The 25,117-nt window shown below is 39.6% G+C and carries 21 protein-coding genes; 6 read left to right on the top strand and 15 right to left on the bottom strand.

The window, feature by feature from the left end; genetic code table 11:
* Positions 1-157: 157 nt before the first annotated feature.
* Genes glpC through glpA form a run of 3 tightly spaced genes read right to left on the bottom strand, consistent with a single transcriptional unit; the run spans position 158 to position 4,508 of the window.
* The gene (gene glpC / locus A6E06_RS12775; protein ID WP_065593352.1) at positions 158-1,429 is read right to left on the bottom strand and encodes an anaerobic glycerol-3-phosphate dehydrogenase subunit GlpC; all 1,272 of its coding nucleotides are present in this window, start codon (positions 1,427-1,429) and stop codon (positions 158-160) included.
* The gene (glpB, locus tag A6E06_RS12770) at positions 1,426-2,796 is read right to left on the bottom strand and encodes a glycerol-3-phosphate dehydrogenase subunit GlpB (RefSeq protein WP_065593353.1); all 1,371 of its coding nucleotides are present in this window, start codon (positions 2,794-2,796) and stop codon (positions 1,426-1,428) included. The genes glpC and glpB overlap by 4 nt, the downstream gene beginning before the upstream one ends.
* Positions 2,793-4,508 carry an anaerobic glycerol-3-phosphate dehydrogenase subunit A gene (glpA, locus tag A6E06_RS12765; RefSeq protein WP_065593354.1) on the bottom strand — a complete coding sequence of 572 codons (1,716 nt, stop codon included), beginning with the start codon at positions 4,506-4,508 and terminating at the stop codon, positions 2,793-2,795. Before glpA ends, glpB begins: the two co-directional genes overlap by 4 nt.
* Positions 4,509-4,802: 294 nt before the next feature.
* On the opposite strand from glpA, the gene fdhF reads away from it, so the two are divergent.
* Entirely contained in the window at positions 4,803-8,963 is a 4,161-nt protein-coding gene (fdhF, locus tag A6E06_RS12760) for a formate dehydrogenase subunit alpha (protein WP_065593355.1), read from the top strand.
* Between the two features lie 82 nt (positions 8,964-9,045).
* Here fdhF and pepT read toward each other — a convergent pair whose 3' ends face one another.
* On the bottom strand, positions 9,046-10,275 hold the full coding sequence (pepT, locus tag A6E06_RS12755; protein WP_065593356.1) for a peptidase T: 1,230 nt from the start codon (positions 10,273-10,275) through the stop codon (positions 9,046-9,048).
* A gap of 140 nt (positions 10,276-10,415) precedes the next feature.
* Complete coding sequence (locus A6E06_RS12750; RefSeq protein ID WP_065593357.1) at positions 10,416-10,796, bottom strand: helix-turn-helix domain-containing protein; 381 nt, start codon at positions 10,794-10,796, stop codon at positions 10,416-10,418.
* A 589-nt stretch (positions 10,797-11,385) separates the two neighbouring features.
* Here A6E06_RS12750 and A6E06_RS12745 point away from each other — a divergent pair.
* Positions 11,386-12,174 carry a helix-turn-helix domain-containing protein gene (locus A6E06_RS12745; protein ID WP_065593358.1) on the top strand — a complete coding sequence of 263 codons (789 nt, stop codon included), beginning with the start codon at positions 11,386-11,388 and terminating at the stop codon, positions 12,172-12,174.
* 13 nt (positions 12,175-12,187) lie between these two features.
* On the opposite strand, the gene A6E06_RS12740 is transcribed toward A6E06_RS12745, so the two are convergent.
* Positions 12,188-12,379 (bottom strand): hypothetical protein, encoded by a 192-nt coding sequence (locus tag A6E06_RS12740; RefSeq protein ID WP_065593359.1) that lies wholly within the window; start codon positions 12,377-12,379, stop codon positions 12,188-12,190.
* A 63-nt stretch (positions 12,380-12,442) separates the two neighbouring features.
* Between A6E06_RS12740 and A6E06_RS12735 the strand changes: the two genes are divergently transcribed.
* Positions 12,443-12,808: an MmcQ/YjbR family DNA-binding protein gene (locus A6E06_RS12735; protein ID WP_141676964.1), complete on the top strand. Its 366-nt coding sequence runs from the start codon at positions 12,443-12,445 to the stop codon at positions 12,806-12,808.
* 87 nt (positions 12,809-12,895) lie between these two features.
* Here the strand turns inward: A6E06_RS12735 and A6E06_RS12730 are convergent, their stop codons facing one another.
* Positions 12,896-13,459 (bottom strand): malate synthase, encoded by a 564-nt coding sequence (locus A6E06_RS12730; protein ID WP_065593360.1) that lies wholly within the window; start codon positions 13,457-13,459, stop codon positions 12,896-12,898.
* Between the two features lie 161 nt (positions 13,460-13,620).
* Between A6E06_RS12730 and A6E06_RS12725 the strand changes: the two genes are divergently transcribed.
* Positions 13,621-15,135 (top strand): DUF3612 domain-containing protein, encoded by a 1,515-nt coding sequence (locus tag A6E06_RS12725; protein WP_065593361.1) that lies wholly within the window; start codon positions 13,621-13,623, stop codon positions 15,133-15,135.
* Positions 15,136-15,223: 88 nt separating this feature from the next.
* On the opposite strand, the gene A6E06_RS12720 is transcribed toward A6E06_RS12725, so the two are convergent.
* The 7 genes from A6E06_RS12720 to A6E06_RS12690 form a co-directional block, all read right to left on the bottom strand.
* Complete coding sequence (locus A6E06_RS12720; RefSeq protein ID WP_065593362.1) at positions 15,224-17,140, bottom strand: monovalent cation:proton antiporter-2 (CPA2) family protein; 1,917 nt, start codon at positions 17,138-17,140, stop codon at positions 15,224-15,226.
* Positions 17,137-17,763 (bottom strand): NAD(P)H-dependent oxidoreductase, encoded by a 627-nt coding sequence (locus tag A6E06_RS12715; protein WP_065593363.1) that lies wholly within the window; start codon positions 17,761-17,763, stop codon positions 17,137-17,139. Before A6E06_RS12715 ends, A6E06_RS12720 begins: the two co-directional genes overlap by 4 nt.
* 72 nt (positions 17,764-17,835) lie before the next feature.
* Positions 17,836-18,069: a multidrug efflux SMR transporter gene (locus tag A6E06_RS12710; RefSeq protein WP_255310591.1), complete on the bottom strand. Its 234-nt coding sequence runs from the start codon at positions 18,067-18,069 to the stop codon at positions 17,836-17,838.
* Positions 18,070-18,203: 134 nt separating this feature from the next.
* Positions 18,204-18,611: an RNA-binding S4 domain-containing protein gene (locus A6E06_RS12705; protein WP_065593364.1), complete on the bottom strand. Its 408-nt coding sequence runs from the start codon at positions 18,609-18,611 to the stop codon at positions 18,204-18,206.
* A gap of 87 nt (positions 18,612-18,698) precedes the next feature.
* Positions 18,699-19,871: a YcbX family protein gene (locus A6E06_RS12700; RefSeq protein ID WP_065593365.1), complete on the bottom strand. Its 1,173-nt coding sequence runs from the start codon at positions 19,869-19,871 to the stop codon at positions 18,699-18,701.
* Between the two features lie 66 nt (positions 19,872-19,937).
* Positions 19,938-21,200: a HAMP domain-containing sensor histidine kinase gene (locus tag A6E06_RS12695; protein ID WP_065593366.1), complete on the bottom strand. Its 1,263-nt coding sequence runs from the start codon at positions 21,198-21,200 to the stop codon at positions 19,938-19,940.
* Positions 21,175-21,840: a response regulator transcription factor gene (locus tag A6E06_RS12690; protein ID WP_065593367.1), complete on the bottom strand. Its 666-nt coding sequence runs from the start codon at positions 21,838-21,840 to the stop codon at positions 21,175-21,177. The genes A6E06_RS12695 and A6E06_RS12690 overlap by 26 nt, the downstream gene beginning before the upstream one ends.
* A gap of 80 nt (positions 21,841-21,920) precedes the next feature.
* On the opposite strand from A6E06_RS12690, the gene A6E06_RS12685 reads away from it, so the two are divergent.
* Positions 21,921-22,826 (top strand): DUF5666 domain-containing protein, encoded by a 906-nt coding sequence (locus tag A6E06_RS12685; protein ID WP_065593368.1) that lies wholly within the window; start codon positions 21,921-21,923, stop codon positions 22,824-22,826.
* A gap of 150 nt (positions 22,827-22,976) precedes the next feature.
* Entirely contained in the window at positions 22,977-23,882 is a 906-nt protein-coding gene (locus tag A6E06_RS12680) for a DUF808 domain-containing protein (protein WP_065593369.1), read from the top strand.
* A gap of 183 nt (positions 23,883-24,065) precedes the next feature.
* On the opposite strand, the gene A6E06_RS12675 is transcribed toward A6E06_RS12680, so the two are convergent.
* Complete coding sequence (locus A6E06_RS12675) at positions 24,066-25,079, bottom strand: acyltransferase (protein WP_065593370.1); 1,014 nt, start codon at positions 25,077-25,079, stop codon at positions 24,066-24,068.
* Positions 25,080-25,117 lie beyond the last annotated feature (38 nt).

Genomic DNA, 25,117 nt, shown 5'->3' with positions numbered 1-25,117 from the left:
TGTGTATACACTCTACAAAAAAGTATAGTACAAGGTAACTCGATTTAAAGTGCCCAGATTAAGGCGTCTTAATGTTATTAGTATCATTAGATTTAGAATTTAAAGGGCAAAGACGGTGGGGAGTCTTTGCCCTGTATAGCGATGTCGTTACAGTTGGTTATATTAGTGCTTCACACAATAACGAGATTGGGTGAATAGTCGTGATATTGGTATTCTCTTCTATTTGCCATTTACAGGTTTCACAATCGGTAATGGCATAATCTGGCTTAGCCGCTTTTATTTGGTCAAATATGTTTTTACCAATAGCAATAGAGGTATCGTAGTTTTCTGTTTTAAAACCGTAAGTTCCTGCTAAGCCGCAACATTCACTGTCCAGTACTTGCACTTCTAAGCCCGGTATCGCTCGTAATAATTCAATGGTGTAAATGTTGCCGCCACTGCGCTCTAAGTGGCAAGGCGTATGATATACAATTTTTTTATTTAAAGGTTTCATTTTAGGGCCGCGACCGTTCATGATCTCTTTTAATAAAAAGCGAGTTACGTATTCTATTTTCTTCGCTACTTTGCTGTTATCTACATCCAGTACGTGTGGATACTCTTGCTGTAAGGTGAAGGAGCACGTTGAAGAGGTCGATAAAATCGGTACATCTCTACGTTCAATGGCTGCTTCTAAGTTAGCGACATTAAATTCTGCATTTTTCTGTGCTTTTTTATGGTATCCATTTGCGATAAGAGGCACGCCACAGCATTTCTCTTTATCTAATAACTGAACCCCAATGTGCATGTTGTTCATTACTTTAATAAAATCTTTCCCCAGTTGTGGGTGGTTATAATTTACAAAACAGCCATGAAAATAATGAACTTGTTGTTGGTAGATAGATTGATCATTAACTTCTTTTTTATACCATTTACGAAAGGTGCCGTGAGAGTATTTTGGCAGAGATTTATGATCATGAACGCCAATGGTTTTGTGCATCACTTTTTTAACTAATGGCACGCTCGTCATTGCGTTAACAATAGGGGCAATCGGCGTTGCGACTGAGCCAAATAGGTCAGTATGACTTAATACAAAATCTCGGATCCCCTTCATGTTATACGCGGGTCTTCCGTGTATTCCACGAGCGACTGCTATCATGTCACCAATTTTAACCCCTGACGGACACGCGGTTTCACAGCGTTTACAGTTGGTGCAGAGTTTTAAGGTTTCATCATAATATTCTGGGCTTTTAAAGCGTAAACGCTCGCCATCAGGTCCACATTGTTTTGGACCGGGGTAATCAGGGTTCTCTTTAGCAACCGGGCAATACACGGTACATACGGTACATTTTAGGCATTGATCAAAGCTCGTATTTGCTGGCGCTCTAAAAATTAAGTTATCTTTTGCAAACTTGTCTTTTAATAAGTTTGAATTAAATAGTGGGCTGCTCATAATGCGACCTCTTGTTGTGTTTTTATTTTATTGCCTGATAAAAACTCAGGATTTATTTGTTTGATAATAGACTCTGCAGCATGAAAGCCAGAGCTAATTGCAACGCCACTGCCACTGCCTTCTAATACGGGGTTATAACCAGATAAAATGGCACCGGCGCAATAGACGTTATCAATAACATGACCTGATTTTATAGCTTGCAATTGTGGCGTTGTTTTTACGCCCATACTTAAAAACGGGTGTGATTGTGGACTAAAAAAAGCAGAGCTATACCAATCGGTGCGAGACGCGGTTTGGTCCATATCTAAACCAAAAATAGGTTCTTCCATTGAATCAGCACTTGCTTTTAAGCCTTGGCTAAAGAAACTGCCTGTTGCTAGTACAAACTGTTTTGCTTGCAGTGGAAAGTCACCATGATTTTTAGTGAAAATTCGATTTAGTCGGTAATGTGAATGCTCAGGGTCTTCTTTATCAACATACGAGAACTCACCTTGAATGACATGATCTCCATTGAGTAATGCTCCCCCTTGAGTAATGAAAGCGTGTTTCATCGTTTCTTCTAATCGAATGCCCAATAAAGAAGGTGGCATCGTTGGGACTTCACATAAAGTTAATTGGGTTAACGCTTCAATTTCTTTTAAAAATCCCAATCCTTTTCCGTTACCAAAAATGGCAGGGATTACGACAAGATCGCCGGGGTTGGCGTGTTGTTGCAGAGCATGCGCAAACTCTTGTAGGTTGGCTCGTTTTGCTAATAATCGAGAAAGATCAATGGAGCGTAATTCACAGTGATTACGTTGAATGTCATTAAACGCAGACAAAGAGACGGTTGCTGTTGAAATTTCAATATCAGATAATTGAGTGATCTGCTTTAGGTTATCTTGCGCTAATTTTGGTTGAAAATCACGAAAGCCATCAATCGTCACTAATACGATTTTTTGCACTGTATTGCTTTCTAATGCCATTGGGAATTGATGAACAAAAGGCTGTGATAACCAGGTTGATTTCATTGTACCTAAAGGCGTTAATCGATAATGATTGCATCCATTTGCTTGTGAGGCGAGAGGGACACCGATAGTCGATAACGTTGCTTGGTACCAATCAATCGCGCGATTTACCGTTTCTCTTCCTAGTGTGCCGTAAGGATGTTCAGGATAATGAGTCGAAAAGCCATCAATTGCCGCCATTGGGTCGACAACATGCGTACCATCTGGTGTTTTTGCTAATACGTCGACAGAGCCTGATGAGAAATGCAGAGCGCTTTGACCAGAGGCTATCACCGCTGTTTTTAATCCAGCTTCTAAGCAGCGTAAAGCACAACTTAAGCCAGCCATGCCACCGCCAATGATAATGGTATCGAAATTCATAATGTTGCCTCTTGTTTTTCTTTGGATTGAGACGTAGTTATTTGAGAGCCGTCTACGTGGTCTTTTTCTAATTGAGTATTCGGCGTTGGCATATTACTTGTTGGAATGTCACTTGCGCCAAACAGACCTTCATAAATCCAATAACTGAATTCTGCTTCACGTAATGCATCACCCCAAAAAACGGGTTTAATGCCTTTCCAACGTTCTTCTAAAAAGTGCGTTAATAATTGGCTTGATTGATTGCCAGAGACTTGGCCGCATTCTTCAAAAAGCCCCGCAGCACGGTAAGTACATAGTTCGCCTTGGCAAGGTCCCATACCTAAACGAGTACGGCGACGAAGATCCACCAGATTGTGAACATCTAATTGATTGATGGCGTAGTTAATTTCGCCTTGAGTTACCATTTCACATTCACAGATCACCGCTTGATCTTTGGCGTTATCAGTCAAAAATTGCTGCGCCCGTTCACCATGACGATATACCGCACTTTGATAAACAGGTTTTGCCAGGCTTGCGGTTTTTTTCGCTGCGATAGAAGCACTATTTGAACCTGGGAGTGGACGGCTATGTGTTGTACATTCTTGGTTGTTATTTAGTTTTTTCGCCACGAGATCGGTCGTCATTTCTGCCATCAAACGAGAGGTCATTAACTTGCCTCCGGTAATGGTTGTGAAACCATTGAGGCCATCTTTTTCACCATGATCAAGCAAGACAATGCCACGGCTTATATTTCGACCCGAGCCATCATCATCAACAGCGACCAACGGACGAACACCAGCATAAGCACGAAGTACACGAGTGTTGGCCATTATTGGGGCTAATTTCGCGCCTTCACTTAATAGAATATCCACTTCTTTAGCGCTGACATGTAAGTCATCAATTTTATCGTAGTCAATGTGCTCAGAGGTGGTTCCTATCAGTGAAATTGTGTCACCGGGAACTAAAATGTCAGCATCTGATGGCTTACGGCAACGGTTTATTACTAAGTTATTAATACGATAATCTAAGATCAGTAGAGAGCCTTTCGCTGGGAACATCTTGATACTCAAATCAGCGTATTCACAAATATTTTGTCCCCAAATACCTGCGGCGTTAATCACTTCTGAAGCAAATATTTCAATCTTTTGATTAGTTCTCACATCAATGCAATTAACCCCAAGCACCGTATCTTGATGGCGAATAAGCGAGGTTACGTGAGTGTGTGTGAGCAAACGCGCACCATTTTCTTTCGCATCAAGTACATTTGCCGCACATAAACGAAAAGGGTCAAGTGTTCCATCGGGTACTTGAACCGCGCCAATTAGATTAGGGTTGACGTTTGGCTCAAGTAATAAGGCTTCTTTAGGGGTAAGTTGTTTTGCTTCAATACCAGCAACTTGGCATGATTCAATAAACTGCTTTTGAAAATCTAAATCATCATCAGGAAGAGAGATAAACAGGCCTTGTGTATCCTCAACACAATGTTTTGCGATATTTTTTAGAATTTTATTTTCATGGATACATTCTTTAGCTGATTCGTTATCAGTCACCGCATAACGCGCGCCAGAATGAAGTAAGCCATGATTTCTACCTGTGGTTCCAGAGGCTAAATCGTCCTTCTCGATCAAAATACAATCGATGCCACGCAGTGCACAATCACGCATGATGCCAGTGCCAGTTGCTCCCCCTCCGATGATGATTACAGAGGTGTCTAATCGAGAAGTTTTGTCCATAATGTGGTCTCTTTTTTACTACTTTTGATGTATGAAACCATCATGATATGAATGTTCGACACTTTCTTTGATTTAGCGCAATTATGCTCGTTCGCGCTTTCGTTTTGTTTTCGTAATGGTGCATGAGTCACACGTTTTTCATTATACGAACGTGTTTTCGGTACTTTTACGCGACGGATGATGGAATAATTTGCGCGTTTTAGATTACGCTGACAGCAGATTTGCGAGTGACATCAAAAACACTCGAAATGAGGTGATATAATCGAGAAAATTATAAGTCAATCTGGGTATTGAATGATGAAAATAACTATAGATAACCAAACATTCACTATCGATGAAGAGATAACACTGTTAGCAGCTGCAAAGGAATGCAATGTCGAGATCCCTTCACTGTGCGGAAACAATATTAATGGTGAAAAATTGCCATGTGATTTGTGCGTAGTAGAAATCGAGGGACAAGGAATTCAACGCGCTTGTGAAACAAAAGCGGTTGATGGAATGCAAGTGATCACTTCGTCTGAAGCGTTAGCAAAACGTCGTCAAAGTGCATTAAATAAAATACTTTCTGATCATTACGCAGATTGCGAAGCGCCGTGTCAAACCGCGTGTCCTGCTGGCGTGGATATACAGTCATATCTGTATCATATTTCGCAGAATGATCATCAAAAAGCCATTGAAGTCATTAAACGAACATTACCAATGCCATTATCGATTGGTCGTGTGTGTCCTGCTTTTTGTGAAACCGAGTGTCGTCGTGGCTTGGTTGATGAGCCATTGGCTATTCGTCAGCTAAAACGTCACGCGGCTGATGCAGATTTACATGCTCAAGAATCGTATGTACCGCCAAAAAAAGCAGACAAAGGTAAATCCATAGCTGTTATTGGCAGTGGCCCTGGTGGATTAACCTGTGGTTATTACCTAACCAATGAGGGTTACAACGTCACGGTGTTTGATTCGATGCCTAAAGCAGGTGGTTGGTTACGCTATGGTATCCCTGAGTACCGTTTACCAAAATCGATTCTAGACAAAGAAATTGAGTTGATGTGCCGTAATGGTATGGAGATCAAAACCTCGGTTAAATTAGGTGAAGATTTCTTATTATCACAGTTAAGTGATGATTATGATGCGGTGTGTTTGGCTGTTGGTGCGTCTAAAGCGGTAGAAATGCAGTATGAAGGCAGTGGGCTTGGTGGTTGTTATTTAGGTGTTGATTACCTAAAAGATTACGTAATGGAATCTAAACTCATTACCGGTAAAAAAGTAGCGGTTATTGGTGGTGGTAACACAGCGATTGACTGTGCGCGTACTGCGGTGCGTGATGGTGCTGATACCACGCTTATTTATCGTCGTACTCGTGAAGACATGCCCGCTGAAGATTACGAAGTGGTTGAGGCTGAACATGAAGGCGTTAAATTCCATTTCTTAACTAATCCTGTTGAGAATATTGCAGATTCAGAAGGGCGTGTTACCCAAGTTCGCTTAGAGAAAATGGCATTGGGCGAACCGGATGCATCAGGCCGACGAAGCCCTAAAGCGACAGGTGAATTCTTCATTGAAGACTTTGATACCGTAATTTCAGCCGTATCTCAAAAACCAGATTTAAGCTTTCTAGAAAACGACACGATTGATTTCCCGTTGACGCGTTGGAACACGGCTGATTCTAATAGCTTAACCATGCACAGCGGTGTGAAAAACATCTTTAGCATTGGTGATTTTCGTCGTGGCCCTGCAACAGCGATTGAAGCCGTTGCTGATGGTCGTATTGCCGCAGAAGCGATTGATCGTTTCTTTAAGGGTGATATGGAGAAAATACCGACTAAACAGTTTAACTCTCAAAAAGAGAAGAAGACGAAGCAGGTTGATCCTAAATATTTCGAGCACATCCAAAAAGCGATGCGCGTTATCATGCCTGAATTAACGGCAGAGCAGCGCGAGCAAAGTTTTGAAGAAGTCGAAACGGGCTTTGATAATACCGATGCGATCCGTGAAGCAGAGCGCTGTTTAGAGTGTGCGTGTCAGGCGAACACCAATTGTGGTTTGCGTGATTATGCGACGGAATATAAAGCGGATGAGACAGATTTAAGCAACGAAAGTAAACAGAAGTTTGCTATCGATACCAGCTCTGAATTTATCGTGTTTGATGCCAACCGCTGTATCAGCTGTGGTCAGTGTGTTGATGCCTGTAATGAAAAAGGCGTACATGGCGTATTGAGCTTCATGAAAAATGAAGACGGTACCAATGCCTCTCGCCCTGAATGTCGTGCTGGTTTTGAACACGGTTATGACATGGGTAACTCCAATTGTGTGCAATGTGGTGCGTGTGTTCAAGCGTGCCCTGTTGGTGCATTGGTTGATTCTCGTGATAAGTCTCAAGGCCGAATTGAAATTTTAAAACCAGTAGATACCATTTGTACTTATTGTGGTGTGGGTTGTAAGTTAACCATGATGGTGGATGAATCAACAAACAAAATCAAATACGTGCAAGGGGCGAAATCGTCTCCGGTGAACGAAGGCATGTTATGTGTTAAAGGTCGTTTTGGGTTTGATTTTGTCAGCAGTGAAGAGCGCTTAAAAACACCGTTAATTCGTAAGAATGGCGAACTCGTTCCTGCAAGTTGGGAAGAAGCGATCACGCTGGTTGCTGATAAGTTTAATGCAATTAAAACGCAACATGGTGGCAATGCATTAGCGGGCTTCTCTTCAGCGAAAACAACCAATGAAGATAACTACGCATTCCAGAAACTGGTTCGCTGTGAGTTTGAAACAAATAATCTCGATCACTGTGCACGTTTATGTCACTCAACCACGGTAACGGGTTTAGAGGCCTCTATCGGCAGTGGGGCAATGACCAATGATATTCCAAGTATCAAACATTCAGATCTGATCTTTATTATTGGTTCAGACACCACATCGGCTCACCCGATCATTGCGTCTCATATTAAACAGGCCATTCGCCATCACGGTGCGCGTTTGATTGTTGCCGATCCTAAGCAAGTGGATATTTCTGATCATGCTGAGTTGTATGTAGCGCAGCGTCCGGGGACGGATGTGATGTTACTTAACGGTATCATGCAGCAGATCATTAAAAATAACTGGCATGATCAAGCGTACATAACAGAACGTGTTGAAGGCTTTGATGAGCTGAAAGCAGAAGTAATGTCAGAGACGTATTCGCCTGAGAAAATTGAATTAATCACTGGCGTGAAAGCGCACGATGTGATTGAAATGGCGCGTTATATCGGAACAGCCGAGCGCACAGCTATTTACTATTCAATGGGTATTACGCAGCACACGACAGGTCATGATAACGTTCGTTCTATTGCTAATTTACAAATGCTGTGTGGCAACATTGGTATTGAAGGCGGTGGTATTAATCCACTTCGTGGTCAATCAAACGTACAAGGTGCGTGTGATATGGGCGCGTTGCCAACGGATTTCCCTGGTTACCAAAAAGTGGAGAATCCAGCGGTTTACGAGAAGTTTGTTAAAGCATGGAATAAGCCAAACTTACCAAATAAGAAAGGCTTAACGTTAACAGAAATCATTGATGCAGCATGCCATTCAGAAGTGAAGGGCTTATTCATTATGGGTGAAAATCCAGTATTGAGTGATCCTGACCAAGCGCACGTTATTCACGGTTTAGAGACGTTAGATTTCTTAGTGGTACAAGATATCTTCATGACGGAAACCGCCGCATACGCAGACGTGATCTTGCCTTCGTGTTCGTTTGCTGAAAAAGCGGGGCATTTCACTAATACAGAGCGTCGTGTTCAGCGTATTTCTCCGGCAGTTAATCCTCCGGGTGAAGCGAAAGAAGACTGGTGGATCATTCAAGAAATTGCGAAAGCGATGGGCGGAGATTGGAGCTATCAATCGGTTGAGGAGATCACAGAAGAGATCACTCAAGTTACGCCGCAGTATCAAGGCATGCATTGGGATGCTATTGGTAAAAATGGACTTCAATGGCCATGTAATGATGCGAATCCAGAAGGAACGCGCATCATGCATAGTGAGAAATTCATTCGTGGAAAAGGTCAGATGGCCGCTGTACCATTCAGATACGCCGCAGAACTGCCTGATGAAGAGTATCCATTAGTGCTGACTACGGGTCGCTTATTAGAGCAATACCATACTGGCACCATGACTCGTAAAACCAAAGGATTGAATAATCTAGCGGGTCCACGTGCCATGATGAGTGTGGCAGATGCTGAGCGTTTAGGTATTTCAAACAGTGAGATGGTTCGAGTATCAACACGCCGTGGCACGATTGAAGCACCAGCGTTTGTGACTAAGCGTATGCAAGAAGGGGTGATATTTGTACCGTTCCATTTTGTGGAAGCGGCGGCGAACAAATTGACCACAACTGCACTTGATCCTCATGCCAAGATCCCTGAGTTTAAAGTCGCAGCGGTGAAGGTTGAAAAGGTATTACAACCAGAACCTGAAATGTGCTAAATAACGGTTAAGACAAATAAAATGCCCGATGATTTGAGTTAATCATCGGGCATTTTTTATGTTTTAGAAATAGTGTAATGAATTACTTATTGTTGATTGCGTTTAACTCTGCAATTTTCACAATCACATCAACCGCTTGTTTCATGCCATTAATGGTAATGAACTCATGAATACCGTGGAAATTGTAACCACCAGTAAAGATATTCGGACAAGGTAATCCCATGAATGATAAACGAGCGCCGTCTGTTCCGCCACGAATAGGCTTGATGTCTGGTTGCACATCACACGCCGTCATCGCTTGTTTTGCTAACTCAATGACGTGTGGATGAGGCTCTACCATTTCACGCATATTGAAGTAACTGTCAGTTAAAATCAGCTCAACACGGCCTTTTTCTAGTTTTTCGTTCAGTTCATCGACTTTTTGTTGCATAAAGGCTTTACGCTCTGCCATGCCTTCACGACTAAAATCACGCACAATATAACCAAGTTCAGTTTTGGCAACACCTGCATTCATTGATTTTAAGTGGTAGAAACCTTCGTAGCCTTCAGTGCCTTCCGGTGTTTCTTCAGCAGGCATCATCAATTGAAATTGTGCGGCAATGTTCATTGAGTTGATCATTTTTCCTTTGGCTGTGCCCGGGTGAACGTTAACCCCGTGACAAATCACATCAGCGCTAGTGGCGTTAAAGTTTTCATACTCCAATTCACCAACGGGACCACCATCAATGGTATAAGCCCACTTAGCATTGAATTTTTCTACATTAAATAAGTTTGCACCACGACCAATTTCTTCATCTGGCGTAAAGCCAATGCAGATATCACCGTGAGGGATCTCTGGGTTTGCTTGTAAGATGGCGATTGCAGTTAAGATTTCTGCAATGCCCGCTTTATTATCTGCACCTAATAGAGTAGTGCCGTCGGTGGTAATTAAATCATGACCGATAAGGTTTTTTAAATCAGGAAATTGGGTTGGATTTAACTCTTCACCGCTGGTGCCTAATGTGATTGTTTCACCTTGATAGTTTTTAATAATTTGTGCTTTTACATTTTCACCAGATGCATCTGGCGCCGTATCCATGTGGGCAACAAACCCGATAGCAGGCACGTCATAATCAACGTTTGAAGGCAAGCGAGCCATGACATAGCCATTTTTATCTAAAGAGACATCAGAAAGCTCTAATTCGTTTAACTCAGCGATTAATTGTTTTGCTAAGTTGAATTGCTTTTCTGTACTTGGGCACTGTGGTGCTGCAGGATTTGATTGGGTATCGATACTTACATAAGAAAGAAAGCGTTCTACAAGGTTTTTCATGATAGTCACTCTGTATAGTTGAAAAGAAGGCAAGGAGTGAGTATGGATCAAAAAGGAAAATTAGAAATTGCGATGGGTCATAAAAAAGGAAGGTCTTGATAGCGCATATTTTATCTATATGCGCTAAATAAATTCGATGTTTACTTTGTCCCTTTTGTTTTTAAAATAAAGCCAAATTGCTGAATTAAGCTACTGATTGACTTAAACAACATGGTTCGTTCAGATTTTGAGTACTTTGATAGTTGCTGATGAAATTCGATCACATCAGACATGGTTACGCCTAACCAATCAGAAATGTCATTACTTCCTGATATGATCCAATTGATCTCTTTTTTAAGAACAAAACTTAACGGAACAAGCTTGGATATATGCGGACTAGAAAGTCCGCTAGTCCAGTTGATCACAGTCCTGGTGGATACATCACACGCAGTAGCAATTTGGATGTTGGAAAGCCCTAGTTCTGCTTTTCTTACCTCGATCCGTCGAGAAATGCTTTCCATAGAGGTGTTTTTTTCTAACACAGTCGACCTCGGAAATAGTGATTTTATAATATAAAAGAAATGAGGTTGTCATTTTTAATGAAATAAATTCTCGCTTTGCTTTTAAACCGAATGAAATAAACTTCATGATGTTAATATAATTAAATAAATGGGTAAGATGTTTTACACCATGATATTTATTTATTAATTACATTTAAATAATCGTGACACTGTCAATTTTCTTATTTTAATATGAATATGTTCATTATAATTAACCATAATAAATGGAACGCAGTTAACAATAAATCTAATTAGCCAAATCATTATTACTGTTACTCGATATGCTTTTGATTTAAAACAAATAAAGACAAGTTATAGATTAATTGGCTGCATAGTAATCATATTGATACTCTAATGCAAATGGTTTGTAGGTAAAATTATTTTTATTTTTTCTTCATTATAACAAGAATGGTAATATGTTTTAAAATGTGAATAAGCAAAGTGTATTTAAGTTGGTTTTCTTTTTTTCTATTAATATGCTTGTTAGTGCTAAGTAACTATGCTTATATGGTTTAGTTACAAATTATTAGTTGATATTCAAACAGTTATACACCGTGAATTAGGAAGATAGATGGCAGTTAAACGGCACATACAAGCATCAGTCACTTTTGAAACTCTGCCGTCAGATATTTATTTATTATTTGACGCGTTTCGGTCAAATACTGAAACTCGTTCCCATTCCCATTCATGGGGGCAATTACAAATTATAAGTGGGGGAATTTTAGAGTTAAAAGCGGAAGGCCATCGCTTTCTTGCTCCTTCACATTTTGCTATTTGGGTTCCTGCTGGAATGCAGCATCAAAGTTATAACCGTAAACCTATTGCCTATTGTTCCGTAAATATTATTCCTGATTTAGCAAAGAAGCTGCCTTCTCATACGTGTTTATTGGAAGTGAGCCCTTTAGTGGAAGCTCTTATTGCGGAGTTACGTGAGCAAGGTATACAGCAACCAGAAAATGAGCAAGAAGATAGGTTGATCCGCGTTTTATTTGATCAACTATTAGTTGCAAAACAGAGTGAACGTTTTTTACCAACATCAAAAGATAAATTATTAAAGCCAATTTTAGAAACGTTAGAATCCAATCCTGCTGATGAAAGAACGTTAGCTGAATGGGCTGCCCGGAATCATACAACAGAGAGAACGTTAGCACGTCATTGTCAAAATGAATTAGGAATGAGTTTTACGGAATGGCGGTTACGTATTAGATACCTTTATTCATTAGAATTATTGCGTAAAAAAATGTCAATTAAAGAGATCGCATTTAGTTTAGGTTATAGTCAAACTAGCCCTTTCATTACTATGTTTAAGCGATATGCCGATTGCACTCCTGAACAATATAAATTGAAGCACTCAATTTAGGGCAGAAAAAACGTTATCGGTCATCATTTTTAGCGGCAAATTGAAAAGCAAAATAAACAATAATAATCATAAGTAATGGAATAAATGCCGCAGTGTATTCAAGCCAACTCGCATTAGAAAAAAGGCTGCTAAGAATAATATGTCCTACAACTGAAAGAACCGCGCATAGAATTGCAATAGGAATAAGCTTAAGTTCTGATGACATTACTGTTTCTTCACGGTAAATTAAAGTACAAAGATATTAACATAAAATAGGACGGAGCTATTGATGGAGAGCAACATTCAAGAAAAGGAATGGATCAATTATCTACTTGCCAAACCATGCAGTGAAGATTCATTTCCATTTGGACCAGAAGCTCATGTGTTTAAAGTTTTTGGTAAAATGTTTGCATTAATTGGATATAGAAAAGATCAGCTAGAGATTACGCTTAAAGCGAAACCAGAAGACGTAACGTTCCTTACAGAAGAGTTTAAAGAGATTCAACGTGGCTACCATATGAGTAAAAAACATTGGATTACAGTAAGGTGCTCAGAAGATGTCACAATGAGCATGATAGAGTCATGGATAGATAATTCTTATGATCTTGTTGTTTCAAAACTTACAAAAGTAGAAAAAATGAAGATTAAAGAATGAATCGGATCATAATAAAAATTGAAAGATTTAGATGGAAATGGACCATTATTAAAAATCATATAATGGTCCATTCTATTGATATTTTGTTTAAAGACTAAAACAGCAAGCAAGTTGGTAATCGTCCCCATTCTTTGCTGTGTATTCTTTATCTTCACGATGAGCTTTATGATGCGATTTCTCATCACGTTTTAGTAAACTAATCCAATGACGCATTGCTGCTAAACTGAAATCTTGACTAAACGTAGTACACGTCTCCATTTCAATATCTTCAATCGTTACTAGTGTATTTTTCCCCGGCTCATGATGACCAAAAATGATTTCAACATGGCTGCCACTGTTGTCTTTTAAAAGAATGGTGTCTGGAGAAGAACGATGACCTGTAAATGCCACAAACTTCCCAGGGTTACGCAAACCACTGCAACCGCCATCTTTAAAAAACACCACTAAATGATGATAATCTAATAGATAGTTGGTTACCTCTTGATGCGATCCTTTTGTTAAAGGGAACAGTTGGTCGAGTAAATTTTTAATGTTGTGTTGTTTTTCTTCTGTATGACCTGCATCCATGTTTTCCACGGCATAGACAGCTTCAGCCATAAACGGAGTTTCTTGTTGTGCATTGTTTGTGTTGTTTATATTTGTGATAGCCATAGTCTTGCCCTCGAATAAATAGTCCTTAAGTAATGCCAATTTCTTATCGACATTGGTAAGTAAGTCACACTGGTCAGAGTTGTTTGCTTACTTGTATTGAAGCTTAGCTTAATATTGACTACAATTTCACAACAAAAACTTAACAGTGTGAATTTTACAAGATGCGTCAGTCAAAAAGTATAATTAGACAAAGTCATTTTCTTGGGACTAAAATTCGAAACCTGAGAAAACGCAATCACTTAACGATGGAAGATCTCTCTACGCGATGCATTCGTGTGGATCCCGAGAATTCACCATCAGTGTCTTATCTTTCTATGATAGAGAGAGGAAAGCGGGTTCCCAGCGCTGATATGTTAGAAGTTATCGCTACTGTGTTCCAAAAAGAATCATCATGGTTTTTAGACAGTGAACCTGAGTCTCAGGCTATTACGCCTGATAAAGGCAGAAAAGGTGGGATCAGTGGAATGGCATTGGAACCGAGTTTTCTGTTCTCTAATGACATCCTTCAAATTGCTATTCCTGAAATGCTCAACCAAACAGGGGTTACTGGCCGTCAATTTGCACACCTTCTTATTCGAGCCCATCAAGAAAACAATCAAAATCACTTTCCTGATTTAGAGCGTGCAGCAGAAGAGGTTGGGTTAAAACAACTGCCACTCAGTGTTGAGCAGATGATGGATATTGCGGCTAAGCATGGCTTGATATTCAAATGGGTAAAAGAAACGCCTAAATCAGTCGTAGATGAATTCGGTGTTAATGGTAAAGAGCTCTTGACCTCTTTTTTTGAGCCGCCATGTACTGTGTATCTGAATGAGATCTTAAAGAATCACCCAACGCGATTAAAGTATGATTTAGCCGTTTATATTGGGCACTGTGTTTTACATAACAAAGAAGGGTTAAAGAGCTCATTATCTGTGGGCAGTCATCGTGTATTTGATGATGAAATACACCACACAGATAGCTCACTAAACGCACAAGACATTTTGAATGCATGGCGTGATTTTGAATCCAGTTTTTTCGCTGGTGCTCTATTATGTCCACGAGTTCCATTTAGACAATTACTTGATAGACATGGGTATGAAATAGATGCTCATCGCTTGGCTGGCGTCTCTCCTTCTGTTGCTATGAGGCGAATGACGGTCGTTTCTCCTTACCCTCATTGGCATTATTTTGATGCGTATGCTCCGGGCAAGCTTAAAGCGGTGTATCGAGGTAATGGTATCCCTCTGCCTTGGGGAAATATGAAACAAGTGAATGACCCTTGTCATCATTGGGCGGTATTTCGCCGATTATCAGAACCAAAAGAGGGGAGTTCGGCTCAGATATCCATTCTTAATGTCGATAATGAACCGCGTATTTATTGTTGTGAATCGGTGAATATGACCGATCCTGCGGGTAATAATCGAGTGTTGTGTGCCGGAATTGATTTAAACCCAGCCATTGAAGCACAAGGTAAAGATGCTGTTTCATTAGCTCGTGATTTACAAAAAGCGTGTGTCAAAAATGGTGGAGAAAGCCCGATAGCCAAGAGTATAAAAAGAGAGTTGATCAGTGTCGCTAAGATATTAAATATTAATTGGATTGAGCGTGGGTTAGAAACGGATGCGAGAGTGATTTGTTCTCGTGGTGCGGTGTGCCCGAGAAAGCCAAGTTGTTATTCTGAATGCAAAGAATAAGGAGTGTATAGTTCCAAAGTAAAATGCCCTAGTCAGTAATGAGTAGGGCATTTTTATGTGTGGATACTTGAGTTATTTATTCACGTGATTACTCATCAAGATCATCAGCATAGCCTTTTGGTGGTGGAGTCCAAGCACGCTCTGATTGATTGTGTTTATCAGAGCGATCTTTACTCATGGCATGTTTAATGGTGCTTTCAAGCTCAATGAAAAGTTTACGATAGTTATTATCAAATCGTTCGCCTTCGGAGTCATCTAACCACGCTTGATATAATTTATCAGAGCTTTGATTCTCTACCTTTTTGTAGGCCAATTTTTGTTGTTCAACATGGAATGGATGTTGGCCAAGTTCACGCATTGCTTCTGCTCCCATCTCAAGCGCAGAACGAGTCGTTTCAGATTCAATAAAATCGGCACCTGCACAACGAAGCATATAAGAATGGCCTCTATCGTAAGCACGAGCGAGCACTTTTACTTTTGGATAAGTGTGCTTAACGTATTTTACCAATTCGACACTGCTTTCTTGGTTATCGATGGCAACAACCAACATTGCTGCATGTTCGATTCCAGCGGTATGCAGTAGGTCAGGGCGAGTCGCATCACCAAAGTAACTCTTTGTATTTACTTGTCGTAATGAGTCAACCTGATCTGCCTGGTGGTCAAGCACAATGGTTTTTACATGATTTGATACTAAGAAGCGATTGACTACTTGTCCAAAACGACCTCCACCCGCGATAATTACCGTGCCTTTCTCATCAATACTGTCGGTTTCACGATCATTCGATTTTTGCTCAAATCGAGGTAAGATCACTTTATCAAATAAGATGAATAGCCCTGGAGTTAAGAACATCGAAAGTGCAACCACTAATGATAACGGTTGTGCAATTTCAGGAGGAAGAACATGACTTTGAACGGTAAAGCTTAATAGTACAAAACCAAATTCACCAGCCTGAGCCAGACTTAATGTAAACAACCAACGATTGCTGTTTTTAATCTTAAAAATTAAGGCGAGAACGTATAATATCAAGGCTTTTAGAGCCATAACACCAAGGGTAAGACCGATAATAGTAAAGAAGTCGTCAAACAGAATACCAAAATCGATGCCTGCACCTACTGTGATAAAAAATAACCCAAGCAATAAGCCTTTAAAAGGATCAATATTAGATTCTAGTTCGTGCCTAAACTCTGAGTTCGCTAATACTACGCCGGCTAAAAAAGTCCCCAGAGCAGGAGATAGACCCACTAAACTCATCAGTGCTGCGATACCAATCACAAGCATTAATGCCGTGGCAGTAAAGATCTCTCGTAGGCCTGAGCTTGCGACAAAACGGAATAACGGACGACTTAAGTAGTGACCACCGACAACGACGATAGCAATAGACGCTAAGATCACCATACCATAGGCCCAACCCGGAAGACCGACGACTAAGCTGATTTCGTCATGATGCTCTGCTGCACTTGCTGCGGCTAATTGGGCTTTTTCAACCAACTCGGGTAATGCTAATAGCGGAATGAAAGCGAGCATTGGAATAACGGCGATATCTTGAAATAACAACACAGAGAATGCGTTTTGTCCGCCTTCTGTTCTAGCTAGTCCTTTTTCATTGAATGTCTGCAACACGATAGCGGTTGAAGAAAGCGCAAAGATTAAACCAATACTCAATGCAATGGTCCAAGGTTGACCAAAGAATAGGGCAATAGCCATAACAATGGCAGTAGTACCTCCGACTTGTAATCCACCTAGTCCCATTAAGCGATGACGCATTCCCCATAGCATTTTAGGTTCAAGCTCAAGACCAACAAGGAACAGCATCATTACAACACCGAATTCAGCAAAGTGCTGGATCGTTGTAGTCTCTTCGCCAACTAATCCAATAATTGGACCAATCACGACACCAGCAATTAAATAACCAAGTACAGAACCAAGGCCAAGGCGTTTAGCGATAGGTACGGCTACGACGGCGGCAAACAGGTAGATAAAGGCTTGTAGAAAATATCCTGTCATGATGCTGGGTCCTTAATAAATTTATCAAACGAATGATTTAATTTTGGCAGTGTTTTTGCGATTTCAATATCAACACGATCTTCAATTAATGCAGAGAGTAAATTTTTAAAACGGTCAGAGTGTCTTTCTATGCGGTCATCTTCCAACGCAGTACGTGCACCAAATAAAACAAGTGGGGCAATGTATTCCATACTTGTTAAAGAAGCCATTTGCTCAAGGGGATGAAGGAGTTCACGAATGGTAAATTGATTATAGCCATTGGTTTGGTACGCTTCTTCTTTGCCACCAGCAGTAATCGCACATAGGAAGGTTTTATCTTGTAATGCTTTTCCTTCTGTCCCATAAGCAAAGCCATATTCTAATACCATATCTTGCCATTCTTTGAGAATGGCAGGTGTAGAATACCAGTACAGAGGGAATTGAAAAATAACCACATCATGGGTTAATAACAGTTGTTGTTCTCTATCAATATCTATATTGAATTTTGGGTAGTCATGGTACAAGTCAACCACAGTAACATGATCAATTTTCTTTGCTGCCTTTAAAAGTGACACATTCACTTCAGAACGATGCTGGGAAGGGTGAGCAAATAATATCAACACTTTCTTAGGTTGTTTGGTCATAAAACCTCTTTGTTTTTATTCTGTTTATAAAGTAAAAATAGCTTCCTTTTCTATCATAACAATAAAAAGAGATTAATGGGTATGTGGAACAGATGAAAGATTTATGATCGCAATTCCGATACTAATAAATCCAATACCGAGCCAAATTTTGCTGTCTAAATGCGGGTGATAAAATAGGCTTGAAATTAAAGTAACAGCGATAATAGCCAGTCCTGCCCAAGAAGCATGAGCAATACCAACAGGTAGGGTTTTCATTGCTTGGCTAAGAAAGTAAAAGGCACCTAAGTGTCCGGTAATAACAATCACATTAGGTACAAGGTGTTATTAAGTTGGGAAGAGTATATCTTTTGCATATTTGTAATAATAAAAGGCGGAAGGATGCCATGCTATTGGGGTAATAAATAAGCCCCTGAAGATAGGGGCTTATTATTGAAACTGGATTAGAAGAAGTTAATTGAACGTCGACCGCTTTCTGGATCAATCGTAGTTGGTATTTCTGGCTTTTGCTTTTTCTTTTTTTCTTTCTTAGGTTTTGGCTCTGTATACTCAGGTTCTACTGGAATAAATTGAGGTTTCTCTTCAACTTCTGGCAGCTCACCAACTGGAGTGTCACAGATAACTACGTAATATTCTTCATTAAACTCAATCACATCACCATCGTACATTTTACGACGTTTGCGTTGTTCTAATTCACCATTGACGCCAACATAACCTTCGCCAATCATGTGCTTAGCTTCACCGCCACCATTCACAACATTGGCAATTTTTAATACTTTGTATAGTTCAATTGGTTGCATGTTAACTTCAACACCAATCGCTTCTACTTCAAATTCTTCTTGGTCTGACATGACGATCTCTTTAATTACGAATTGGCGCTATTGTAACTGAGAGAAGGGCATCGTCCTATGCCTTTCTCTTTTTAGCATCAGTTTAGGTTAATCAACCACTTCAATGTCGGTTTTAGGTACAGAGCAGCAAGCTAAGATCATTCCTGCATCTCTTAACTGCTGATTTAAGGCCGGAGAATCTTCTTGTTCAACATCTCCAGATTCTAAAGTAACTCGACAGGCACCACATAAACCAGCACGGCAGCTGTTATTTATATTAAGTCCTGCGGCCTCAGCTTGTTGAAGTAAAGGCTCAACAGTATTTCCTGTAAATAAATTGCCGTTTAAGCTAATGGTGATCTCTTCTGATACCGCAGCACGTTGAGGTGTTGTTTTATGATCTGTTGTTTCTGAAGTATCTGTATTTTTGCTTGAATCGACGTAAAACTCTTTTTCTTTGGTTTCTAATACTTCAATTACGTCACCAACGTTAATCGTGCCTTCATTTTTAGCAATGAGGTTTTGACCAAAATAGACATTGCCAGAATCGTCAGCACGGAAAGTCGAAAATGTCTTTAGCGGTTCTTTGTTAGGATGGTATTGAGCGGTGTTTGGATTTACCGTCGTTAGGATACAACGTTGGCAAGGTTTAACAATTTCAAATTCTACTTCGCCAATACGGATGCGTTTCCAAGAATCTTCAATGAATGCTTCTGTTCCTGATACAACAAGGTTTGTTCTAAATTGTGCCATCGTTTGGTGGCCAGTACTGCGTTTGTTTAATTCTGCTAGAGAGGCTTCGCTGATCACGAGTAATGGATAACCATCGGCAAAACTTACGTTAGTTTGGATTTTTTCACGAACACGATTAGATTGCTCACCAGAGTAAAGCAGTTGTGTTTGAAGGCCTAAAATTGCAGAGAACCATTGATTGGCTTCTTGAGTGGTACTATAGGCAGAAAAAGAATCACTCCAGACGGTAGTTGTCACCTTTTTCATGTCAAAATCATTAAAAATTAGATGTAAATCAAGTAAGCCAGGATAACAAAGTATCAATCCATCAGGTTCTATAATGGCTTTGATTTTTACCATGTTAGGATGAGTACGTGCAGTAATCATTTTGCCATCCAAGGTTGCGACCATAAAGCGGCGATCGCATTGCAAGCCTTGCTTTTCGACTTTAGCGGCAGACACTGAAATTCCTGAAATTGATTTTACTGGGAATATATTAATGTTTGATAAATTTGAAACTGAATTAATTTCGCTCACAGTGGTATCCATTCTTTGTGTTTTTATTAAGTAAAGTGTATCAAAATCTGTGTTGTTTTACTGTCAATTCTCTGCTTACTACGAGATTGAAAGGTCATAAGAACTAAAGATAACCGTCGTAATAAAGTATTTTTCAGTTTGCTGTATCTCAAACTGCCAGTTCATTCTTTCACAAATTCTTTCAACAATGACTAATCCACAGCCATAGCCTGCGTTGTAAGTATCGTTGCCATCATGGCAATTGGAGATACATAGAGTATTTTCATTTAAGCTTATTTCGATATCACCAACACTGTAACTGAATGCATTTTTAATCAAATTATTTATAACTACAGTGATAAAACTACTTGGAGCAAGGCAGGGTTCTCCTTGTTTTATAGAGAGTTCTGCGCCCATTTCTTGCTTTGCAAATAAAGGTTTCAGGTGTTTCAATTGTGTATTTAATATTTTATCTATTTGATATTGATGAAAATGGTGAGTTTCAATGTCTTGCTTACCGAGTAACAAAAAGGTCTCTGTTAGTAACGTCATTTCTTCACTGGCTTGATGTAAGCGATTGATGGCTTTTAAAGCGACATTGGGTTGATTAGGCACTTTTGCGAGTAAATCAGCAGAGCCTTGAATAACCATGATAGGGGTTCTTAATTCATGTGACGCAAAGCGGCTAAACTCTTTTTCCCGAGTGAAAAATTGAGCAATATGATGTTTATTTTCTAGGAGAGTTCGCTCGATATCTCGCGTTTCTTGGTACTTAGTATCAACTGTGAAGTCATCATACTCTGGAGACATGAGTTCCACTTTATGTTGAATATGGCGAAGCGGTAAGGAAATACTACGAACAAAATAAATGCCGTATAAGATCATTAAAATAGTAGAAATACCACCAAGAGATAAGGTTAATATATGCAAAGTTGCTTCGTATTCATCTAAATAATCATCGGAATCATCTTGAAAGAGAACATACAATAAGCCTGAACCAGATGGATGAGGCTTAACGATAAAATGTTTATCTTCAATACCGAGTTGTTGCTCGTATAGCCCCGGTTTATTATAAGTATTTAACCAAAGAGGGTGTTCTTGTTCGCTCCAATAAGTAGAGAACTCTTCTTCATTAGGCAAAGGTGTTTCTTCGCCTAATTGAGGGTATTTTCTGATGTATTGATTTGCTTCGGTATCAAGCCAATGATGAAGACTAATTATTTCTAATTGATCTTCAGCAATGTAGATAACAGACCAAAATAAAGAGAACATTAAAAACGTCAGTATGCCAAACGTCCAACGTATTTTTTTAAAGAAACTAGGGTGCTTTATTGTGTTATTTAAGTCGGTAACCTTTTCCATGAATCGTCTCTAGTATTGAGGTATCAAAGCCTTTATCAATGGCGTTTCTAATGGTGTATAAATGACTTCGTAATGCATCACTTGACGGGGATTCATCACCCCAAATATGTTCAATAAGTTCATTTTTACTGACTATATCAGGCGCTTTTTTCATTAATAATGCAATAATTTTTAATTGAATAGGGGCCAGTTTTATTAATCGTTGTTGGCGAGATAAGGTGCCTGCTTTGATATCCATTTCCATATCTTTAAACGTTAGTTTTCCAATGTCGGTACGACGTCCGCGTTTGGATAAAGCCAATAAACGTATATGTAATTCTTCCATGGCAAAAGGTTTTACAAGGTAATCGTCTCCACCGACTTCAAAGGCATGAATTTTATCTTCAAGGGTGTCTTTGGCGGTTAAAAATAGAATTGGAGTGCTGCAAGCATGATCGTTTCTTAATGATTCAACAGTACTGATACCATCAAGTTTTGGCATCATAATGTCCATTACGATGACATCGAAGCTTTCTTTTTTTAGAATTTCAATCGCCGCAACGCCATGATACGCACAATCGATATCAATACCGACAAGCTCTAAATAATCGGCAATGGTTTCTGCTACGTGGTGGTTATCTTCAACAATTAATACTTTCATTTCTCTCTTCACGAATCCTTCACACTCTTACCACTATAGTACTCTTAGAAATTGAATTAATTATAAGAATTAGGTTAAAAATGAAGAAAGTCGCTATTTTATTATTAGGAACAGCTGTTTTAACGGGGTGTGGCTCTGAGGATTCAGGTGATTCAAATGATCATCACGCATCAAGCTCATACATTGGCGCGATTGAAGCGGTTGATACGAATACTGATACGATGACAATCAATTCTATGCCATTAAGTTTAGCGAGTACTCGTATTGAGTTAAATGGTCATTATGTCGATTCAACAGAACTTGATGTAGGTATGCAAGTTGATGTTGAATATGATGATGGTATTGCTTATGAAGTGGATATCGACCCTGAAATAGTGGGTATTGCTACGTTAGTGACAGAATCTGAAATAACAGTGAATGGTCAAGTATTTGAACATACCAATATAGCGAAAGATCTTGTAGGTACAAATACGAATCGAGTGATGTTGTTTGGTTATGTAGATCAGGCTGGTAAGTGGATAATTAATGCGATCCATAAAGCGAATTTCTTGCCTGTGGAAGATTTATATGAAGGTAAAATAACTTCAATTGATAAGTCGAATAGCTTTTTTAACATTGGCACAATGAAAATTGATTATTCAAATACGCACCTTGACCAAGAAGATATATCAGAATTACAAGTAAATGCTTGGGTTGAAGTTGAAGGTACTTATGAGACTGGAACAAATGAATTTAAAGCAAATGATGTAGATGTTGAAGATGATCTAGATCTAGCAAATGCAGAAGTAGAAGGCTATGTAACAACACTAGTCCTGAATAATGGTGTTGGTATGATGACTCTAAATGGTAAAACAGTTGTCACTATTACTGAAAATACTCGCTTTGAAGATGGAACGAAAGATCAATTAAAAGTAGGTTCTAAAGTCGATGTTGATTTGATTAATAACGCTGGTCAATTACAAGCATCTGAAATCGAATTTGATTAAATTGATATATGTATCAAGATTAACCACTGCCTTTCCTAAGTCAGTGGTTTTTTGTTTTTCTGCACGATCTAAAAAATAAGCCATGACAATTGATAAATTCGGCTTACTATTTAATGAGAACTCAAAAGAATTAGTTAAAAAGGAAACAAAATGGCTGGGTTAAGTTTATTAACACTTTTAGATGATATTGCATCCGTACTTGATGATGTTGCTCTGATGTCGAAAGTGGCAGCAAAGAAAACAGCAGGTGTATTGGGCGATGATTTAGCGCTTAATGCACAACAAGTGTCTGGTGTTAGGGCGGAACGAGAGATCCCTGTTGTATGGGGCGTTGCAAAAGGCTCATTCAAAAATAAGCTAATTCTGGTTCCGGCAGCCTTGTTGATTAGTTCCATTGCACCTTGGTTAATTACCCCATTATTGTTAATTGGTGGCTTGTTCCTCTGTTTTGAAGGTGCAGAGAAAATTCATGAGAAATTCTTTCACCAGCATGATGCAAACGAAGATCATGACAAAGAGACGCAAACCAATCCAGAAGACAGTGAAGATTACGAGCAGAAGAAGATAAAAGGGGCGATTCGTACCGATTTTATTTTATCAGCTGAGATTATTGTCATTGCACTTGGCACGGTACAAGGGCACCCGTTTATTACTCAAGTATTGGTAATGAGCTTAATTGCGGTATTAATGACCATTGGCGTGTATGGCCTTGTGGCTGGTATCGTAAAAATGGATGACCTTGGCTTTTATCTACAGCGTAAAAGCAAAGGTGAAGGCATTTTAAGCTCTGTTGGTAATGGTTTAGTGGCACTGGCACCAAAGTTAATGAAGTTTCTAACCGTGGTTGGCACTATTGCTATGTTCTTAGTCGGTGGTGGTATTGTCGTTCACAGCCTTCCATTTGTTCATCATGCGTTAGAAAGTGGGTTAACTCTTCTTCCTACTATCCCATATGTCTCTGTGACATTTCCGACAATAGGTAATGGTGTGATAGGGCTAGTTAGTGGCTTTATTCTTCTTGCTGTGATGAGCGTGTATCATAAAATAAGAGCATAATAAAAAACAGCCGATGTGTATGCATCGGCTGTTTGGCTTTTATTTAAACATTGTAATTAGTAGCTCCATTTTCAACAAAGCCAATTAAAGCACATATGATTTGGCCTACTAAATTTGTAAATAAATAAGGCGAATCAATGGCTGCGACAGTTAATTATCGCAGCCGAGAAGAGTTAGTTTATTCTAAGGGACAAGCCATGCCGTCTTCTTGGATTTTGAAAGCAACCAACTTAACCCTAATGCGCCAGCACCACTGAGCACAACCCACACAGGGATCACCCACATAGGATTATGGCCGTCATACCATTGGAAATTCTTCATAGGCCATAGGAATAATGGGTGAAGTAAGTAAATACCTAAGCTGTAGGTACTAATGAAGCCGACGATGGTTCGTGATTTTTCTGATAATGACTCGCCATAGTAACGACACACAAAAAATAGCATTCCAGCCGCTGCAACGGTATTGATGGTTTTATACGATAACCATCTTCCGACAGTGTATTCACCTAATAGCACACTTTGGCTTATCACCATGTAAACGGTTGTCGCTAATGCAGTGATCCCAATAATAAGCGCTATTATTGTGTTTTTCTGGGTTAGTTCTACTCGTTGATATAATGCATAACCCAGTAATAAGTAACCACTGTATAGCCAGATCTCAGTGCTCCACAACCCCTCAAATTTGGCTAGGAAGAAGCAAGTGGTTAGTAACCAGATCCCAATGATTGAAAATAGAGCGGTATTATCCAGTTTTTGCACCATGACTCGAAAGAAAGGGATCACAAAATAGAGTGGAATGAAGTAATAAAAGAAACCTAAATGGTAATAGGTATACTCAAAAGGAAGATCGATAAGGACGCTTTTCGCCGATTCAAAATCATAACCTTGTGCGGTTAGCCCTGAGAGTAAGGCATAAAATATAGACCAAAAAAGAAAAGGAACTAACACCTTTCCTAGGCGTTTTTTTGCATAATAAGGGGCGTTAAATTCTCGTTTGTCACTGAGCATTAATGCACCCGTGATCATAATAAAAACAGGGACAGCCCAGCGACTTAAGCTGTTTACTGATACCGCCGTTGCCCATTGGTCAAATGGAATCACATTAAGCTCGTTTCTGTAAGGGGCAAGCACATGAATAGCGACTACCGCAATAGCTGCAATGCACCTTAGTAAATCAAAAAAGAAGACTCTTCCCATCGTACGTTCCTACCTATCATTTATTTTGGTTAGCTTAG

This window comes from Aliivibrio sp. 1S175 (genome assembly GCF_001690985.1).
Lineage (GTDB): Bacteria > Pseudomonadota > Gammaproteobacteria > Enterobacterales > Vibrionaceae > Aliivibrio.
Note: the sequence above shows the minus strand (reverse complement) of the source record. Positions and strands in the feature narration are given on the sequence as shown.

What these genes read in the sequence shown, in the direction of transcription:
- glpA (WP_065593354.1), bottom strand. Translation starts at nt 4,508, where the DNA reads ATGGACAAAACTTCTCGATTAGACACCTCTGTAATCATCATCGGAGGG.
- A6E06_RS12730 (WP_065593360.1), bottom strand. Translation starts at nt 13,459, where the DNA reads ATGGCTATCACAAATATAAACAACACAAACAATGCACAACAAGAAACT.
- A6E06_RS12685 (WP_065593368.1), top strand. Translation starts at nt 21,921, where the DNA reads ATGAAGAAAGTCGCTATTTTATTATTAGGAACAGCTGTTTTAACGGGG.
- A6E06_RS12725 (WP_065593361.1), top strand. Translation starts at nt 13,621, where the DNA reads ATGCGTCAGTCAAAAAGTATAATTAGACAAAGTCATTTTCTTGGGACT.
- A6E06_RS12690 (WP_065593367.1), bottom strand. Translation starts at nt 21,840, where the DNA reads ATGAAAGTATTAATTGTTGAAGATAACCACCACGTAGCAGAAACCATT.
- fdhF (WP_065593355.1), top strand. Translation starts at nt 4,803, where the DNA reads ATGATGAAAATAACTATAGATAACCAAACATTCACTATCGATGAAGAG.
- A6E06_RS12705 (WP_065593364.1), bottom strand. Translation starts at nt 18,611, where the DNA reads ATGTCAGACCAAGAAGAATTTGAAGTAGAAGCGATTGGTGTTGAAGTT.
- A6E06_RS12740 (WP_065593359.1), bottom strand. Translation starts at nt 12,379, where the DNA reads ATGTCATCAGAACTTAAGCTTATTCCTATTGCAATTCTATGCGCGGTT.
- glpC (WP_065593352.1), bottom strand. Translation starts at nt 1,429, where the DNA reads ATGAGCAGCCCACTATTTAATTCAAACTTATTAAAAGACAAGTTTGCA.
- glpB (WP_065593353.1), bottom strand. Translation starts at nt 2,796, where the DNA reads ATGAATTTCGATACCATTATCATTGGCGGTGGCATGGCTGGCTTAAGT.
- A6E06_RS12680 (WP_065593369.1), top strand. Translation starts at nt 22,977, where the DNA reads ATGGCTGGGTTAAGTTTATTAACACTTTTAGATGATATTGCATCCGTA.
- A6E06_RS12715 (WP_065593363.1), bottom strand. Translation starts at nt 17,763, where the DNA reads ATGACCAAACAACCTAAGAAAGTGTTGATATTATTTGCTCACCCTTCC.
- A6E06_RS12695 (WP_065593366.1), bottom strand. Translation starts at nt 21,200, where the DNA reads ATGGAAAAGGTTACCGACTTAAATAACACAATAAAGCACCCTAGTTTC.
- pepT (WP_065593356.1), bottom strand. Translation starts at nt 10,275, where the DNA reads ATGAAAAACCTTGTAGAACGCTTTCTTTCTTATGTAAGTATCGATACC.
- A6E06_RS12735 (WP_141676964.1), top strand. Translation starts at nt 12,443, where the DNA reads ATGGAGAGCAACATTCAAGAAAAGGAATGGATCAATTATCTACTTGCC.
- A6E06_RS12700 (WP_065593365.1), bottom strand. Translation starts at nt 19,871, where the DNA reads ATGGATACCACTGTGAGCGAAATTAATTCAGTTTCAAATTTATCAAAC.
- A6E06_RS12720 (WP_065593362.1), bottom strand. Translation starts at nt 17,140, where the DNA reads ATGACAGGATATTTTCTACAAGCCTTTATCTACCTGTTTGCCGCCGTC.
- A6E06_RS12675 (WP_065593370.1), bottom strand. Translation starts at nt 25,079, where the DNA reads ATGGGAAGAGTCTTCTTTTTTGATTTACTAAGGTGCATTGCAGCTATT.
- A6E06_RS12745 (WP_065593358.1), top strand. Translation starts at nt 11,386, where the DNA reads ATGGCAGTTAAACGGCACATACAAGCATCAGTCACTTTTGAAACTCTG.